Annotated in this window: 14 protein-coding genes and 1 pseudogene; 6 read left to right on the top strand and 9 right to left on the bottom strand. The window is 70.9% G+C overall.

Annotated features, from left to right (window positions below):
• Position 1: 1 nt before the first annotated feature.
• Together IEY88_RS04470 and IEY88_RS04465 are read right to left on the bottom strand one after the other, a co-directional pair.
• Positions 2-912, bottom strand: a pseudogene (locus IEY88_RS04470) (TauD/TfdA dioxygenase family protein).
• Positions 913-1,035: 123 nt separating this feature from the next.
• Positions 1,036-1,590, bottom strand: a complete 555-nt coding sequence (locus tag IEY88_RS04465) for a CGNR zinc finger domain-containing protein (protein ID WP_189153224.1) — start codon at positions 1,588-1,590, stop codon at positions 1,036-1,038.
• Positions 1,591-1,677: 87 nt separating this feature from the next.
• Here IEY88_RS04465 and IEY88_RS04460 point away from each other — a divergent pair, with 87 nt between their 5' ends.
• Positions 1,678-2,601: an EamA family transporter gene (locus IEY88_RS04460; protein ID WP_189153223.1), complete on the top strand. Its 924-nt coding sequence runs from the start codon at positions 1,678-1,680 to the stop codon at positions 2,599-2,601.
• Positions 2,602-2,691: 90 nt separating this feature from the next.
• Entirely contained in the window at positions 2,692-3,489 is a 798-nt protein-coding gene (locus IEY88_RS04455) for a DUF1353 domain-containing protein (protein ID WP_189153222.1), read from the top strand.
• 14 nt (positions 3,490-3,503) lie between these two features.
• On the opposite strand, the gene IEY88_RS04450 is transcribed toward IEY88_RS04455, so the two are convergent.
• Positions 3,504-4,412, bottom strand: a complete 909-nt coding sequence (locus tag IEY88_RS04450) for a DUF4082 domain-containing protein (RefSeq protein WP_189153221.1) — start codon at positions 4,410-4,412, stop codon at positions 3,504-3,506.
• Between the two features lie 281 nt (positions 4,413-4,693).
• On the opposite strand from IEY88_RS04450, the gene IEY88_RS04445 reads away from it, so the two are divergent.
• Genes IEY88_RS04445 through IEY88_RS04435 form a run of 3 tightly spaced genes read left to right on the top strand, consistent with a single transcriptional unit; the run spans position 4,694 to position 7,317 of the window.
• Complete coding sequence (locus tag IEY88_RS04445; protein ID WP_189153220.1) at positions 4,694-5,365, top strand: response regulator transcription factor; 672 nt, start codon at positions 4,694-4,696, stop codon at positions 5,363-5,365.
• Complete coding sequence (locus tag IEY88_RS04440) at positions 5,362-6,771, top strand: sensor histidine kinase (RefSeq protein WP_189153219.1); 1,410 nt, start codon at positions 5,362-5,364, stop codon at positions 6,769-6,771. Before IEY88_RS04445 ends, IEY88_RS04440 begins: the two co-directional genes overlap by 4 nt.
• 30 nt (positions 6,772-6,801) lie before the next feature.
• Positions 6,802-7,317, top strand: coding sequence for a P-loop NTPase family protein (locus tag IEY88_RS04435; protein ID WP_189153218.1), 516 nt, complete (start codon positions 6,802-6,804; stop codon positions 7,315-7,317).
• Positions 7,318-7,519: 202 nt separating this feature from the next.
• Here the strand turns inward: IEY88_RS04435 and IEY88_RS04430 are convergent, their stop codons facing one another.
• Together IEY88_RS04430 and IEY88_RS04425 are read right to left on the bottom strand one after the other, a co-directional pair.
• Positions 7,520-8,893, bottom strand: a complete 1,374-nt coding sequence (locus IEY88_RS04430; protein WP_308425953.1) for a flavin monoamine oxidase family protein — start codon at positions 8,891-8,893, stop codon at positions 7,520-7,522.
• 102 nt (positions 8,894-8,995) lie between these two features.
• Entirely contained in the window at positions 8,996-9,388 is a 393-nt protein-coding gene (locus tag IEY88_RS04425; protein ID WP_189153558.1) for a hypothetical protein, read from the bottom strand.
• Between the two features lie 185 nt (positions 9,389-9,573).
• Here IEY88_RS04425 and IEY88_RS04420 point away from each other — a divergent pair, with 185 nt between their 5' ends.
• Complete coding sequence (locus tag IEY88_RS04420) at positions 9,574-10,335, top strand: NYN domain-containing protein (protein ID WP_189153216.1); 762 nt, start codon at positions 9,574-9,576, stop codon at positions 10,333-10,335.
• Positions 10,336-10,369: 34 nt separating this feature from the next.
• Here IEY88_RS04420 and IEY88_RS04415 read toward each other — a convergent pair whose 3' ends face one another.
• From IEY88_RS04415 to IEY88_RS04400, 4 genes are all read right to left on the bottom strand, one after another.
• Positions 10,370-11,173, bottom strand: a complete 804-nt coding sequence (locus tag IEY88_RS04415) for a hypothetical protein (protein ID WP_189153215.1) — start codon at positions 11,171-11,173, stop codon at positions 10,370-10,372.
• A 23-nt stretch (positions 11,174-11,196) separates the two neighbouring features.
• Entirely contained in the window at positions 11,197-12,219 is a 1,023-nt protein-coding gene (locus tag IEY88_RS04410; protein WP_189153214.1) for an LLM class flavin-dependent oxidoreductase, read from the bottom strand.
• A 62-nt stretch (positions 12,220-12,281) separates the two neighbouring features.
• Complete coding sequence (gene paaK / locus IEY88_RS04405; RefSeq protein WP_189153213.1) at positions 12,282-13,580, bottom strand: phenylacetate--CoA ligase PaaK; 1,299 nt, start codon at positions 13,578-13,580, stop codon at positions 12,282-12,284.
• Positions 13,581-13,598: 18 nt separating this feature from the next.
• Positions 13,599-14,375 (bottom strand): three-helix bundle dimerization domain-containing protein, encoded by a 777-nt coding sequence (locus IEY88_RS04400; RefSeq protein WP_189153212.1) that lies wholly within the window; start codon positions 14,373-14,375, stop codon positions 13,599-13,601.
• Positions 14,376-14,392 lie beyond the last annotated feature (17 nt).

The raw sequence follows: 14,392 nt of genomic DNA, 5'->3' as shown, positions 1-14,392 counted from the left end.
ATCAGAGTGCGGAGAAGTGGGCCGCGTCGCCGACGATCGTCGTGCCGGCCACGCCGTCGACGCTCACCGGCACGTCACCGGCGATCGTGATCCGGTGCAGCCGGCGCCGCAGGTCGTCGTGGTCCGCGACGCCGTAGTGCTGCGTCGCCCGGTTGTCCCACACCGCCACGTCGCCGCCGGACCACTGCCACCGCACGGTGTTCTCGAGCCGCGTCACCCGGTTCTGCAGCAGTTCGAAGATCGCCTTCGACTCCGCCGGGCTCACCCCGACGATCCGCTTCACGAAGTGCCCCAGCAACAACGCCCGTTCGCCGGTCTCGGGGTGCACGCGCACGAGGGGGTGTTCGGTCTCGTACCGCTGCGACACGAACTCCTCGCGGTAGGCCTCCTCCTTCACGTCCACTCCCCCGATCCGGGCCGAGTCGACGTGGCCCGCGTAGTCGTGGACGTTGGTGTGCACCGCCCACAGCCTGTCCGCGAGAGCCTTCAACGCCTCGGGCAGCTCGTCGTACGCGCGGGCCGTGTTCGCCCACACCGTGCTCCCGCCGTAGGGAGGCAGCTCGATCGCACGCAGGATGCTGATCGCGGGCACGCGGTCGACGAACGTGACGTCGGTGTGCCAGCTGTTCGCCTTGCCGTGCTCGGAGTCGATCGCCAGGACGTTCGCGTGCTCCTCCCCTTGACGGTGGGGTGCGCGAGCGTCGGTTCGCCGAGCAGCCGGGCGAACGCGAGCTGCCCGGCGTCGTCGAGGTGGTCCTGGCCGGAGAAGAACACCACCTTGTGCACCAGCAGGGCCGCGCGGACCTCGGCCACGACCTCGTCGGGCAGATCGCCGCCGAGCCGGACGCCGTCGATCCGCGCGCCGATGCCCGCACGCAGCTTGCGGACGGTGGCGGAGAGCTGTGCGGTCATCGCGAACTTCCTTTCGCAGAAAGCAGATCCGCTCTCCACGATGCTGAGGTCCCGGTGTCCGCCACAACTTTGCGCGCGGCGAAAACAAGTCTTCTCAACTGCTGGAAGGGATTGCGGTCCTGCTCACTTCCCGTCCGCGCGGCGTTCGCGGAACGCGATCATGTTCATCCGGTTGCCGCACCGCACCGTGCAGAACCGCTTCAACCCGTTGCGGGACAGGTCGAGCAGGAGTCCCTCGCAGTCGTCGGCCGCGCAGATCCGCAGGCGGCCCATCTCGTTCATGCGGATCACGTCGATGAGGGCGAGCGCGGCCTCGACCCGCATCCGTTCGGCGAGCGGCGACGTGGGTTCGGTGGCGTGCATGTGCCAGTCGAGGTCGTCGTGCCGCACGAGGTGCGGTAGCGCTTTCGCGTCGCGCAGCATCTTGTTGACGGCCTCGACGGCGTCATCGCGGCTGAGCGACCACACGCGTCGCAGCAGCGTCCGCGTGCGGTGGACGTCCTGCAGCTCCGCCTCGTCGCCGTCCACGCGCCCCGTGTAGTGGAACCGGCCGAGCAGGGCCCCGAGCTGCCCGACCGTGGCCAGCTCGTCGTCGCCGCCGCGGGACGCCGACGGGTCCGTGTTGCACAGCGCCACGAGGAACGCCAGCGACTCCTCTGTGTCAGGGGCAAAACGCAAATTGACTCCTTACCGAGACCGGCCTAGCGTCAGGGGCGTAAGCCAGATTAGGCCATGACGTAGTCCGGAACCGGGAGGCACGCGACCATGTCGAAGTCCACGGGCCTGATCGCCGCGGCGATCTCGTTCATCTCGTTCGGCACCTCGGGCGCGTTCGTCAAACCACTGCTCGAAGCCGGCTGGTCCCCCGCTGCGGCCGTCACGGCCCGTGCCCTCACCGCGGGTCTGGTGCTGCTGCCGTTCGTCATCGTCCTGATGCGCGGCCGCTGGACGTTGTTACGGCAGGCCCGCTGGCCGGTGGTCGGCATGGGCCTGGTCGGCGTGGCGGTCACGCAGGTCCTCTACTTCGCCGCCATCGCGCGGATCCCGGTGGCGACGGCCCTGCTCATCGAGTTCCTGGCGCCGCTCATCCTGGTCGGCTTCACCTGGGCCGTCAGCAGGCGAACGCCCGCCCCCGTCGTCCTGGTCGGCTCGGTGCTGGCGGTCGGCGGCCTCGTCCTGGTGATCGGCCCCGGCGCCATCCAGGCCGTCGACCCCATCGGCCTGGCAGCGGCTTTCGGCGCCGCCATCGGGTGCTCGGTGTACTTCGTGATCGCCGCCCGCCCCAACAACGGCCTGCCCCCGGTCGCGCTGGCCGGCGCGGGCCTGCTGCTCGCCGCACCGGTGCTGGCGTTGATCGGCGCCACCGGCCTGCTGCCGTTCACCGCCACCTTCGGCGACGTGCCGCTGTTCGGCACCCCCACGCCCTGGTGGGTGCCCCTGCTCGTGGTCGCGGTCGTCGGCACGGCGCTGGCGTACGCGAGCGGCATCACGGCCTCGGGCATCCTCGGGTCGCGGCTGGCGTCGTTCATCGCGCTGCTGGAGGTCGTGTCGGCCTCGCTGTTCGCCTGGCTGCTGCTGGGCGAGGGGCTCTCGCCGCTGCAATTGCTGGGTGGGGTGCTGATCCTGGGCGGTATCGCCTCGGTGCGGGCCGAGAAGCAGAAGGTGGAACCGGTCGCCGCGCTCGCTTAGCGCTCGGAGTAACGCGGGCGGGGCTGGTCGCGACTACGGACTACCCCGTGCCGCCGCACGGTGGGGCTGAACCCGAAAGGGGACTTCACCATGCCCTTCTTCAGCAGCAAGCAGTGCACCGAACCCGCGCAGGCCGCCCTGAAGGTCTTGGGCGACAAAACGTTCCAGATCACGTCGTCGTTCTGGTATCGGATCCCCGCCGGCTTCACGAAGAAGTACCTCCCCGACAGCCCGCTGATCGAGGTGCGCGCCCACCAGGGCAAGGCGACGACCGACCTCGCCTCGGTGCCCTCGTTCCTGTGGGGAGTGCTCGCCAGCTACGGCCCACACCTGATGCCCGCCCTGCTGCACGACCAGCGCTGCGAGGACGTCCGGATCGCGAAGAAGGCCGGCGAGGGCAATCCCTTCCTGTTGCGCAGCAAGGCCGATTACGAGTTCCGCAAGGCGCTCGCCGAGGCCGGCGTCGGTCGCGTGCGGCGGCGGGTGTTCTGGGCGGGCGTGGCGTTCGGGAAGTACCTCTCCTACGGCCGGGGCCGGGGTCTGCTGCTCGCGCCGCACGTCGTCATCGGCATGGCCGCACAGGTCGGACTGCTGCTGTCGCTGTTCGGGGTGCGCTGGATGGACCGGGAGCCACGCGACTTCGCCGTCGTACTGGGGCTCGCACTCCTCGCCTCGGCCGCTTGGTGGCGGGACTGGAGCCTGCCGTTCGTCGCGATCCTCGCCGGTCCTCTCCTGGTCTCGCTGATCGTCTTCACCTACGTCGTGACGATCATCGTCTTCTTCACGGACGGCGCCGAGCAGGCGCCGGCGACGATCCGGAAGCTCTGGACGGCGTTGGCCGCCAAGCTCACGGCGAGGAAGGCGCCCGCCGTGGAACCAGCCGCGTAGGAGGAGAAGCCTCGTCAGGACTGGAACTCCGGGCTGACCCAGTAGTGGCTGTCGTTCCAGGTCCGGGTCGGGAACCCGCCGTCGTAGCTGCAGACCCCGGCGTGCGCGGGAAGGACGAAGGGCGACTGGATCACCGTCGCCGGGAAGGTGTTCTCGCTCGTCCGGTACCGCCCGCGCCACGAGGTGAACGACGCGACGTACTCCTCCCCCGGCACCACCGCCACGGGCGTGGGGAACGGTTCAGCGTACGGCGTGGACACCTGCCGGTCGGCCAGCAACGTCCCGTCACCACGCCACAGGCGCACTCTGCCGGCCTCGTTGGAGTTCCACGAGGTGATGACCCTGGTGATGGTGCCCGGCCGATCGACGCGGAACCTCAGGCCGAGCTCCAGGACCACTCCCTCGTCCTCGTTCTTGACGGGGTTGTGGGTGTAGTAACCGCACTGGTAGCAGCCCGTGGGAGTCGGTCCGGGCACGCCGACGTACAACGTCCGCGGCGCGGAGACCTGGCCGTACACGGTGTCGGTGTTGACGCGACTGACGATCGTGTAGACGCCGGCCTCCTGCGGGGTGAACACGTACTCCCACAACGCCTGCGCGATCCCGGTCTCCCCGCCCAGCGGGATGGTGCCGGTCCGGTGGCCGGAGTTCCAGGTGGCTCCGCCGTCCACCGACACCTGGTAGTCCTGCAGCGCGCCGGGCCCCGTCTGCTCGTAGCCGCCTCCCGAGATCAGCACGGGTTCACCGACCTCGGTGTGGCCGTTGTTCGAGGGCGTGTAGAGGTGCGACTGCGGGAGCGGGGCCGCCGCGCGGGCCGTGCCGGAGGACAGCAGCAGGGCCGCCGCGGCGACGGCCAGCACCTTGCGCCACATCGGTCTGACGCGGGCCGGTGGGGGTGCGACGATCATGACCTGCCGGGACATGCGTTTCTCCTCGCGATCGCGTGCGCACGGGGACGGTTCCCTGAGCTGGATCGCGCGAAGTGATCGGCTCGCTACACGGTGCGGCGACCAGCGCAGCGGTGATCGTGCGGACGGACCAGAAGGTGGCAGCAACGCCCCCCGGCGCCGCCGCCACCTTCTCCCCCGGTCGTGGATCCCCTCGTCCACGACGCAGAGACTGCCAGGGTGAACCTGAAAGGACGCTGAACGATCCTGAACCGGATTTCAGGACGCGATCATGATCGATGCGGCAGGCTGCCCCCATGCGCGTGCTCGTGGTGGAAGACGACCCCCGCCTCGCCGGCCTGCTCACCCGCGGCCTGACCGCCGAGGGGTTCGCGGTCGACGTGGAGCGCACCGGCACGGACGGGCTGTGGCGGGCGCGCGAGCACCCGTACGACGTGATCGTCCTCGACATCATGCTGCCCGGCCTGAACGGCTACCGGGTCTGCCAGGAGCTGCGCGACGCGGGCGTGTGGACGCCGATCCTCATGCTCACCGCGAAGGACGGCGAGTTCGACGAGGCCGAGGGCCTGGACACCGGCGCGGACGACTACCTGACCAAGCCGTTCTCGTACGTGGTGCTGGTGGCCCGGCTCCGGGCGCTGGGCCGGCGGTCGCGCACCGCGCAGCCGGTGTTGCTGCGGGCGGGCGACCTGGTGCTCGATCCGGTCAGCCGGGAGTGCCACCGGGGCACCACGCGGATCGACCTGAAGGCGAAGGAGTTCTCGGTGCTGAACTTCCTGCTCCGGCACGCGGGTGAGGTCGTCACCAAGTCCGAGATCATCGACGGGGTGTGGGACGCGGCCCAGGACCCCGACCCCAACCTCGTCGAGGTCTACATCAGCGCGCTGCGCCGCAAGATCGACACACCGTTCGACCGGCGGAGCATCACGACCGTGCGCGGCGTCGGCTACCGGCTGGCGGACCGATGAGGTCGCTCCAGGTCAGGGTGACCGTGCTGGCCACGGTGTTCACCGGGGTGCTGATCGGCCTCGCCGGGGTGCTGATGCTCGTGTCGCAACGGCAGGAGATCGCCGTCCAGACCGCGGACAACTCACGCGTGCACTTCATGTGTTCCACCCGGAGTTGCGTCGAACTGCTCCGGCACGCGCCCGTGGCCACGCCGGCCATGTCCGTCCGGTACGCGAGCACCGAGGTACGACCGGCCTTGTCGCTGTGGCCGTTCACCGACGCCACGGGCACCCGGTTCGAGCAGGCCGGCGACGGACCCCGGCGCGAGCAGGACGAGGCGCTCGCGATCGCCGCCGACGCCCAGGAGCGCCTCAACAGCGCCACGCTGGCGCTGCTCGGCGTGCTCGCCTCCATCACCGCGCTCGTGTCGGTCACGGTGCTCGCCGCGGCGAACCGGGTGCTGCGGCCGGTCGAGGCGATGCGCGCCGAGGTGGCCGAGATCAACGAGCACAACCTCACCCGGCGCGTCCCGGTGCCGTCGTCCGACAACGAGATCGCCCGGCTGGGCGCCACCCTGAACGAGACGCTCGACCGGGTGCACCACGCCGTCGAGGACACCCGCAGGTTCGTCGCGGACGCCTCGCACGAGCTGCGCAGCCCCCTCGCCGCGCTGAGGGCCGAGCTGGAGATCGCGCTCCAGCACCCGCACATGGCGGACTGGCCCACCGTCGTCAAGGCCGCGCTGGAGGACGCCGAACGCCTGCAGGAGCTTACCACGGACCTGTTGCTGCTGGCCAGGCTGGACGCCGACGCACTGGACAGGCAGGACACCGTCGACCTGACCGCCGTGGTGCAGCGTGAGGTCGCCCGCCGGGCCATGGTCACCCTGGAGGCCGACGACCAGGTGCTCGTGCCCGGCCGGCGTGCCCAGCTGTCCCGCCTTCTCGGCAACCTCCTCGACAACGCCGAACGGCACGCGGGCACCGAGGTGGTCGTGCGCCTGCGCGGAGGCACGTCGGCGACGCTGGAGGTCATCGACGACGGCCCCGGCATCCCCGAGGCGGACCGCGACCGCGTCTTCGACCGGTTCACCCGCCTCGACGAGGCCCGCACCCGTGCCGCGGGAGGCGCCGGCCTCGGACTCGCGATCGCCCGCCGCATCGCGACCCGGCACCAGGGCACGCTGGAGGCCACCGACGCCGACGGGTTCCGCGGCATCCGTTTCGTGGCGACGATCCCGACCGGCATCCCGCAGCCCAGGAAGGCCACCTCGCTGGCTCAGCAACGCGCGGGTGACGAGGTGTGGCAGTTCCTCAACGGCTCGATCGTGCCGACCCACGGCCACATCCCCGAACCCCGCCCGGCTCCCGCGCCGGACCTCGACTGGGGCCTCATCTTCGGCGAGCACCAGCCCGCGCACGCGTGAGCCGGAGGCCCCTCTGGCACGATCACGGTCATGAAACGCGTCGTCATCCTGGGCCGTGGCGGCGCCGGGAAGTCCACTCTCGCGACCGCGCTGGGCACCGCAACCGGGCTCCCCGTCATCGAGCTGGACAAGCACTTCTGGGGCCCGGACCTGGAGCCGACTCCCCACGACCTCTGGGCCATCGTCCAGGGCGAGCTCGCCACCGGGGACGAGTGGGTCATGGACGGGGACCTGGGTCCCTACGACGTCCTGGAGGTCCGGCTCGCCAGGGCGGACACCGTGCTGCTGCTCGACTACTCGTTCCCGCGCTGCGCCTGGCGGGCGTTGCTGCGGTCGCGGGAGAACGCCGAGTTCTGGCGCTGGGTGTGGTCGTGGCGCCGCAAGTCCCGGCCGCTGCTGCTCGAATCGATCGCGACCCACGCCGGCGACGCGAAGCTGCACGTGTTGCGGAGTCCTCGTGCGACGGCGCGCTTCATGCGGACGAACGTACCCGGCGTCCACAAAGGACGGCCGGGCACGTTCAGCGGCAGGGGTGCTACGGGGTGACCGCGGGTACGAGTCGCACAACACCAGATGATTCCCACCTGTCCAACGGCTGCGGCAACACCTGGCGCGGCAACCGTTCGGACCTCGGCGGTGTGGGCCAGTACGCCAGCGCGGACGGCTTCGTGCGCATGCTGCAGGCACGTTCCGCAGCCCCGGCACCTTCGCCAACGTCATCGCGGTCAGCATCGCTGCGGGAACGGCGTCACGCCGGTGGCGCGGTGACCTCCAGAGCCGCCAGCACCTCGTCGGCGGCACGCTCGCCCGACGTGATGGCGCCGTCGACGTGGCCGTTCCAGACGGACGCGGTCTCGGCGCCCGCCCAGTGCACGCTGCCGGTCGCGGCGCGCCAGCCGTGCTCGCCGTACTGCGCCCAGCCGCCGGGGTACACGAAGCACGCGCGGCCGCCGATGGTCCAGCCGTCCTCGGACCAGGCCGTCTCGGCGTAGTCGATCGGCATGCGCGCTCGCGGTCCGGCGACCTCGGCCAGCGCGGCGAGGACCTCGGTGCGGCGGACGTCGTCGGGCGCGGCGACCCAGCGGTCCACGCGGTCGCCGTGGACGAACGCGGCGAGCACGCCCCGTGAGGCGTCCTGCGGCGAGTCGTCGAACACCACGCCCACCGGGGTGCGGCCGTAGAACGCGGCGATGCCGGAGCGGTTCTTCTTGCGCCAGAACGGTTCCTCGTACACCGCGTGGATCTTCGCGACCCGGCCCATCGGCGTGTGACCCGTCCAGCCGCGCCGCGCGGACGGCAACGCGGGCTCGAACCCGATCCGTCCCAGCGCCGCCGGGGGCACGGTGACGACCACCCGCCGGGCCCGCAGCACCGACTTGCCGGTGACCACCTCGGCGCCGTCCTCACCATGACGGACCGTCAGCACCGGTTCGTCGAGCCGGACGGTCAACGACTCGGCCATCGCCAGCGCCACCGCGTCCGCGCCGTCGGCGAAACGGGAGTTCCCGGAGGTCTCCACCAGCGGCGCGTACCCTCCCGCCGAGGCGAGGGAGAACAGCACGTGGAAGAACGACACCTCCCTCGGCTCACAACACCACACGCCCTGCACCATCAGCGCCAGCCTGCGGTGCGCGTCCTCGTCACCGGTCTGCGCGAGGAAGAACTCCTCGGCCGACATCTCGTCGAGCACCTCGAAGTTCGGCGTGAGCCAGGGCTGTTCCCGGTCGACGGTCGACGCGACCTCGTCGAGCAACGCGGTGATGCGGCCGAACTCGGCCAGACCCTGACCGCCCTGGGGCACGGCGCCGGAGTAGTCGGCACGGGTGCCGTCGTGCCAGACCTCGACGTGCCCGCCGGTCTCCCAGAGCGGGAACGTCGCGCAGCCGAACCGCGCCGCGAGCTCGTGGAACCGCTTCTGCGACGGCCCGGCCCACTGGCCACCGCGGTCGACGCGCACCCCGGACGGCAGCACCTCGCTGACCACCCGGCCACCCACGCGGTCCGCGGCCTCCAGGACCACGGCACCGACCCCGGCGGCCGCCAGGCGGGACGCGGCGGCCAGGCCCGCGTAGCCGGCACCGACGACCACGACGTCGGTGGAATGCTGCTCCAGTCCAGTCACCGCACACACGATGGGTGGCGCTCACCCACCAGTCAAGACAGCGCGACGAACTGCGGTTCAGCCAGGCGACCCACCACCCGCTGCTCGGCGTCCGGCACCGCGCTAGAAGGCGTCGCCGCTCGTCAGCTGGTGCTCCATCGCGTCCGCGCGGCCGACCAGCAACGTGAGCGGGCGTTCGAACTCCTCCCGCACGCTCAGGTCCTCCAGCGGCACCACGTGCTTGAGCAGGGCAAGACCGTCCACAACGGCCGCTCCCCCCACCTGCGACTCGCCCGCGAGCTCGAGGAAGCGGCGCAGGTCGATGTCCGCGACACGCCCGACCGGGGAGGAGATCTCCACCCACGCGGCGCCACCGAGGTCGGGCAGGTGGTGCACGGAGACCTGTTGCGTCCGCGCGCCGTCGGTGTCGAGGCGGAAGCGCAGCCAGTCGTCCGTCTCCTCCAGCACCTCGTACCGCAACCGGACATAGTTGATCACTTCGACCCAGGACGTCACGCCCGGTTCCGCCTCTCTCACGCCAGTTCCCACACCACCGTAATGCGGGAACAGGGCCTCCGTGTTGCTTTGGACCATCGTGTCGGCACCGGACCCCGGGGCCCTGTTCGCGCGCCCGGCGCCCGAGGTCTACAAAGAACAACGTCGACGGGACCTGCCCCCGCACACCGGAAAGGCGAACAACCTTGGCCACTGGCAACGAGAGCGCCGTCAAACTCGCGGTGCTGATCGACGCGGACAACGCCCAGCCCTCGATCACCGAGGCGCTGCTCGCCGAGATCGCGAAGTACGGCACCGCCCACGTCAAGCGCGCCTACGGCGACTGGACCGGCACCAACCTCAAGGGCTGGAAGGACCACCTGCTGGCCCAGTCGATCCAGCCGATCCAGCAGTTCGCGTACACGACGGGCAAGAACGCGACCGACGCGGCGATGGTCATCGACGCGATGGACCTGCTCTACTCCGACCGCTTCGACGGCTTCTGCATCGTCTCGAGCGACTCCGACTTCACCCGCCTCGCCGCCCGGTTGCGCGAGTCCGGTCTCACCGTCTACGGCTTCGGCGAACGCAAGACGCCCAAGCCGTTCGTCGCTGCCTGCGACAAGTTCATCTACGTCGAGAACCTCGTCGACCCCGAGAGCGAAGTCCCCGCCGAGACTCCCCTGGCGCGCAAGCGGACGACGTCGGTCGCCCAGCTCAAGGGCGACACCACCCTCGTCAGCCTGCTGCGCAACGCCGTCGAGGCGGCCTCCGACGACGACGGCTGGGCCACGCTCGCCGCGGTCGGCAGCATCATCACCAAGCAGCGGCCCGAGTTCGACTCCCGCACGTACGGCTACTCGAAGCTCAGCGACCTGATCACGGCGACCACGTTGTTCGAGGTCGACCGCCGCACTCCGGGCGAGGGCAAGCAGTCGTCGATCTACGTCCGCGACCGCCGCCGGTGACGTGTTTCGGTCAACACTGAAGCAATAGAGGCGATTAGCTCAGAAGGTCGGCGAGTCCCTGGCGGAACCTCTCCAGGGACGCCGCGGTCTCCACCGGGGCGACACCCGCCGGTGAACGGGCGATCAGCAAGGCGCATCGGTGTCCGGCGGCGACCGCGAGCCGGGCCGGGCCGGTGCCCGCCCCGGCGACCGTCGACGCGTCCTGCGCGGTGGCGGCCTCCGCGAGGAACAGCAGTGCGAAGTGGCCTGACCGCCAGTGCTCCCGTTCAGCCCGCACACCGGCGACCGCGACCAGCGATCGGCGTGGTTCCTCGCGCCGGTCCCCGAGCGGCCACGAGGTGCCCACGGTGATCTCGGCGTCGACGTACCAGCCCGCCTCCAGCAGGTCCGCCGCCCGCAGTGCCCGCACTGCCAGGTCGGAGCCGTCCGGGTACCGCCCGCCGTCGTCCCGCACCAGCACCACGCCGTCGGGTGTGCTCACCTCGCGCATCCCCCAGTCGCCGGAGAGGTCGATCTCCCCTGCCGACTGCGTGGCGCCGACCCGGTACGCGGCGTAGGCCACGAGAGCCGCGTCCCGCTCATCGACCCGCTCGACGCCGACCACGGCCAGCGCCTCGAAAGCCGCGTCCAGCGCCGCCGGATCACCCGTGCGCAGCGTCGCGAGCGCGATCCGGCGGGCGAAGGTGATCAGCGTGCGCCGATCGGCCTCGCTCAGGTCCCGCGCCCGTTCGTCGGCGCCCAGAACCGCCTGCAGCGCGACGAAACCGGCCACCTCGGCGTCCTGTGGCGCGTCGACCCAGCGCCACAGTCGTCGTGCCTGCCGGGGGTAGCCGTTCACGCCGCCGACAGTAGTGCCGGACGTCAGCGCCAGCCGAGTCCCGGGGCGACGTGCGTCAGGATGTTCTCCAGGACGTGCACGTTGAAGTCGACGCCGAGCTGGTTCGGCACGGTCAGCAGCACCGTGTCGGCCTCGGCGACGGCCTCGTCACCGGCGAGCTGCTCGACCAGCACGTCCGGCTCGGCCGCGTAGGACCGGCCGAAGATCGCCTGCTTCGGCCCGTCGATGAACCCGATCGAGTCCTTGCTGTTGCCGTCGCCGCCGAAGTACATGCGGTCGAGGTCGGTGGTGAGCGCGAAGATGCTGCGCGACACCGAGACCCGCGGCTCGTGCTTCCAGCCGGCCTCGGTCCACGCCTTGCGGAACGCCCTGATCTGGTCGGCCTGCTGCACGTGGAACGGCGCGCCGCCCTCGTCGAACTTCAGCGTCGAGCTCATCAGGTTCATGCCCAGCTTCGCCGCCCACTCGGCGGTGCCGTTGGTGGCCGCGCCCCACCAGATGCGGTCGCGCAGACCCGGCGAGTGCGGCTCGATGCGCAGCAGTCCGGGCGGGTTCGGGAACATCGGGCGCGGGTGCGGCTCCGCGAAGCCACCACCCTCGATGACCTTGAGGAACAGCTCCGAGTGCATGCGGGCCATGTCGGCGTCGGTCTCGCCCTCGCCGGGGCCGTGGCCGAAGTGCCGCCAGCCGTCGATGACCTGCTCGGGCGATCCCCGGGAGATGCCGAGCTGCAGCCTGCCGCCGGCGATCAGGTCTGCCGCGCTCGCGTCCTCGGCCATGTACATCGGGTTCTCGTAGCGCATGTCGATCACGCCGGTGCCGATCTCGATGCGGTCGGTCTTCGCGCCGATCGCGGCGAGCAGCGGGAACGGCGACGCGAGCTGCCGGGCGAAGTGGTGCACGCGGAAGTACGCGCCGTCCGCACCCAGCTCCTCGGCGGCCACGGCGAGGTCGATCGACTGCAGCAACGTGTCGGCCGCCGACCTCGTCTGCGAGTGCGGGCTGTCCGTCCAGTGCCCGAACGACAGGAAACCGATCTTCTTCATGGCGTCCAAGATAGTTCAACATTCAAGTAAATGCTCGTGACCCGTGCGACACGGGCCTCGGGTCACCGCTTGGGCCGGCGGTCCACGATCCGCTTCATCTTGCCCACCGACCGCTCGATCCCGCCGGGCGCGACGACGTCCACCGCCACCGTGACGCCGATCGAGTTCTTCACCAGCCGCCGCAACGCCTCCCCCGCGTCGCCTGCCAGGGCGCCCTCGCGGTGCTCGACCAGCACGGTCAGGTCGTCGAGGTTGCCGCTGCGGTTCAGCACGCACTGGAAGTGCGGCGACAACGCGGGAACGCGCAGGATCAGCTCCTCGATCTGGGTCGGGAACAGGTTCACGCCGCGCAGGATGATCATGTCGTCCGTGCGGCCGGTGATCTTCTCGATCCGGCGCATCGACCGCGCGGTGCCCGGCAGCAGGCGGGTCAGGTCGCGGGTGCGGTAGCGGAGGACCGGCATCGCCTGCTTGGTGAGCGAGGTGAGGACGAGCTCGCCCTCCTCGCCGTCGGGCAGCACCTCGCCGCTGACCGGGTCGATGATCTCCGGGAAGAAGTGGTCCTCCCAGACGTGCAGGCCGTCCTTGGTCTCCACGCACTCGCTCGCCACGCCCGGTCCGATCACCTCGGACAGGCCGTAGATGTCGACCGCGTGCATGTCCAGGCGGCGTTCCATCTCGGCGCGCATGTCGTTCGTCCACGGCTCGGCGCCGAAGATGCCGACCTTGAGCGACGTGCCGCGCGGGTCGACGCCCTGCCGTTCCATCTCGTCGATGATCGAGAGCATGTAGGACGGCGTGACCATGATGACGTCCGGCTCGAAGTCGCGGATCAGCTGCACCTGGCGTTCGGTCATGCCGCCGGACACCGGGACCACCGTGCATCCGAGCAGTTCCGCGCCCGCGTGCGCACCGAGCCCGCCGGTGAACAGGCCGTAGCCGTAGGCGTTGTGCAGGACGTGCCCCTTGCGCCCGCCGGCCGCGCGGATGCTGCGGGCCATGACCGTCGCCCACGTGGCGAGATCGGCCTTCGTGTAGCCGACGACGGTCGGCTTGCCGGTCGTGCCCGACGAGGCGTGCACGCGCGAGACCTCTTCGCGCGGCACCGCGAACATGCCGAACGGGTAGTTGTCCCGAAGGTCCGCTTTGGTCGTGAACGGCAGCTTCGCCAGGTCCGCCAACGACTTCACGTCGTCCGGGTGCACTCCGGCGCCGTCGAGGCTCGCCCGGTAGTGCGGGACGTTCTCGTAGGCGTGCCGGACGGACCACCGCAGCCGTTCCAGTTGCAACGCCCTCAGCTCGTCGATCGACGCGGTCTCGACAGGCTCCAGGTCACCCGGCTGCGGGCTCAGGTCCAGCATGACGCCACGGTAGACCGTTCAGGCGGCGCGGCGGAGCAGCCGGTGCGTGCGCCGGACGGCGGCGAGGCGCTCGTCGCCGTTCATCGCGAGCGCGCGGACCACCGGGTCGTCCGGTCCGCGCCGCTGCCGGATCTCGGCCAGCCTGCCGTGCACGGTCGTCGGGGAGCCGTCGGGGCCGGTGCTCATGTCGCAGTACCAGAGCGCGTCCCGCAGGCGGCCCCGGTTGTCCTCGAACTCCGCCAGGTCGTCGGCGAGCCCGACCAGCTCGGCCACCGCCGCCGCGCCGGAGTGGTGGGCGACCAGGCCGCAGATCCGGTCCGAGACGCCCGCCCGGCGCAGGTAGCGCGCCCCGTCGAGCGGGTGCAGGCCCGTGTCGGCCAGCTCGGCGGCGTAGCCGATGTCGTGCACCCAGGCCGCGGCGACGAGCAGCTCGCGTTCGCCCTCGGGCAGGACGCGCGCCACGTGCTCGGCCCTGCGCGCCACCCCGGCCGTGTGCGCCCACCGGCGTGGCAGTTCGGCGGCGAGCAGGCGGCGGGCGGTGTTGCGCGCCCAGCTCGACAGGTTCGTCCCCGCCGTCGTCTCGACCGGGAAGGCACGCGCCGACGCACGCACCTCCCTGGCCACGAACAACGGCACGTAGTCCTGCAGCCGAGCACCGCCGAACCGGGACCGCGCCCGTTCGATCCACTCGTGCACCAGGCTCGGCGGCACGTCGCCGTACTCGCGCACCAGCTGGAACTCCAGGCGACGGATCTTCTCGTCGGCCCGGCCCGCAACCTCCGCCGTGGTCGTCACCGGACCACCATATGCGC

It is taken from the genome of Lentzea pudingi (assembly GCF_014646255.1).
Lineage (GTDB): Bacteria > Actinomycetota > Actinomycetes > Mycobacteriales > Pseudonocardiaceae > Lentzea > Lentzea pudingi.
This window is presented reverse-complemented; position numbering and strand designations above follow the sequence as displayed.